Annotated in this window: 2 protein-coding genes; one reads left to right on the top strand and one right to left on the bottom strand. The window is 34.3% G+C overall.

The features are described from left to right. Positions 1 to 172: 172 nt before the first annotated feature. Positions 173 to 1,183: a serine hydrolase gene (locus CP355_RS09750; protein WP_191335650.1), complete on the bottom strand. Its 1,011-nt coding sequence runs from the start codon at positions 1,181 to 1,183 to the stop codon at positions 173 to 175. Positions 1,184 to 1,472: 289 nt separating this feature from the next. Between CP355_RS09750 and CP355_RS09745 the strand changes: the two genes are divergently transcribed. Beyond that, a complete protein-coding gene (locus CP355_RS09745) occupies positions 1,473 to 1,886 on the top strand; it encodes a peptide deformylase (RefSeq protein WP_098044434.1) in 414 nt (137 codons plus the stop codon). Positions 1,887 to 2,128: the final 242 nt, after the last annotated feature.

The following is a 2,128-nucleotide window of genomic DNA, read 5'->3' as shown; positions in this document are numbered from 1 at the left end:
CCTGGTGCAATTCGCTACCAAGAAAAATATTGGCATATCATACACCAGATGAAATCTTTGAAAGAGAATTGGATCATATCTATCAAGCAGCTTAAGTGTTCAATTTATTATTGCAATTTACGTTTGAATAATAAAAAAGACTTTTCCAAATTTTAGGAAAAGTCTTTTTGTTTTATCCTGCGATAAATGTATATGGTTTAATATGATTCAAAATTTGATATCCGACTTGTTTTTGAGCATTTTCGTCACCCGCAGTTTGATTTAGGAACATAATTAAACCATTGCGATTATCAGTCGTCATTTGGAACCAAATACCAAAGTGGGTACCACCAAGATTTCCGTATGCCGATTTTATGGTGTCGTTGTTATCAAGATAAATACCACCGGAATAGTTATTAACCCTGCTTCTTAAGTGAGTAAGGTAATAGAAGTCTGATTTATTTAAAATTGCACCATTGGATAGGCCAACTTGAATTTTGTAATAATCCATTGGGGTAGTAAACATGTTGGCCGCACCTACAAGTTGGGAAGCCTGTGTTTTAGTTATATATTCAGGATCTTGATAATTTTTGACATTCCAAATGTATGAGATGGGATCAGTTTTCCAGCTAGGAATATTTTGGTAAAGATAGGTATTTGCTAATCCTAATTTGTTAACAATACGATTATTAAAATTAGTTTCATATGATTGACCACTAACCTTTTTGATAATACCCGCTAATAGGATGTAATTTGTATTGTTGTAGAAATAAGTGCCAGGAGTACCTGAATCAGTGGAATTAGCATTATCAATTGCCCATTTAACTGCATCATCTTCTGAATAGTCGGTCCCGCGATCAGCTTCCGTATTTACAGCGTTAATTCCGGAAGTGTGGGTCATTAGTTGACCTAGTGTAATATTGTCGGCGTTTTTTAGCTCAGGATACCAACGTGAGATCTTAGTGTTTTGATTAAAACGTTCACTTGTATGCCATTTTTCGTTCATTAATTGAACAACCATGGCAGCAGTCACTACTTTTTGTAAAGAAGCAGTCGGATAGACTACGCTATCATTACCGTTGCCTATTCTTTTGCCATACCAAGCCCAACCATAGCTGATTTGTTGAGGTTTACCATTTTTTATAATAACTGTGCTTCCTCGACTGTTGCTTTGAGCTAGAGTGTTTCGTACGTAGCTACGCATTGCACTTCTAGAATAGCTGCTCGCTTGCACCTTATCTGTGTTTGAAGAAATAATTGTTGGTGTAGCAGTAGAAAATAGAGCGGCAACTGCTAATCCGGTGAGTATTTGTTTAAAAATTTTGAAGGCCTCCCTTTAAAGTGTCTAACTTACATTTTAGCGCGATCTTTGCCCTATACAAGTTCAAAATAATAAAGAAAACATTTCAATCATATTATGCTTCAGTTTATTTTGGTTAAATGGCAATAATTTGTTAATATTCTATATTGAATAAATTTGGAAAGGAAAAGTTATGGCAGTAAAAAAGATCATTCATGATCAAGTATTTTTAAGTCAAAAATCGACATTAGCAAGCAAAGAAGATCTGAATACGGCACTGGATTTGCGTGATACGCTTTTAGCAAATAGAAGCAAAGCAGCTGGCTTAGCCGCAAATATGATTGGCAAACCTAAAAGAATTATTGCTTTCTATATTGGAAGTTTACCTTTCGTGATGATTAATCCTAAAATTATTAAGAAGAATGGTAAGTATACGACTGAAGAGGGATGCTTATCTTTAAGCGATCAACGTCAGGCAATTCGCTATAAGAATATAACCGTTACTTATCAGAATCTTAATCTTGAAGAAGTAACGCAAGATTTTTCGGAATTTATTGCAGAAACTATTCAACATGAGATAGATCATTGCAATGGAATTTTAATTTGAAAAAGTTGAAAAAATAACTTGCCAAAAAAGAGAAAGTAGGGTAAATTAATAAAGTCGTCTTGAGAGATGACGAAGAGCTCGAGAGCTTTAAAAAAAGTTTTTGAAAAAAAGACTTGCAAAGTTAAAGCAAAACGAGTAATATATTTAAATGTCGTCAGGCGAGAGCCGAGGCGACGAAAAATAAATCAAAAAAGTTCTTGACAAAGGATTTGAGATTTGATAAAATATAAAAGCCGTCTGGT

The organism is Lactobacillus sp. UMNPBX4, assembly GCF_002554115.1.
Lineage (GTDB): Bacteria > Bacillota > Bacilli > Lactobacillales > Lactobacillaceae > Lactobacillus > Lactobacillus gallinarum.
Note: the sequence above shows the minus strand (reverse complement) of the source record. Positions and strands in the feature narration are given on the sequence as shown.

What these genes read in the sequence shown, in the direction of transcription:
- CP355_RS09750 (WP_191335650.1), bottom strand. Translation starts at nt 1,183, where the DNA reads ATGCGTAGCTACGTACGAAACACTCTAGCTCAAAGCAACAGTCGAGGA.
- CP355_RS09745 (WP_098044434.1), top strand. Translation starts at nt 1,473, where the DNA reads ATGGCAGTAAAAAAGATCATTCATGATCAAGTATTTTTAAGTCAAAAA.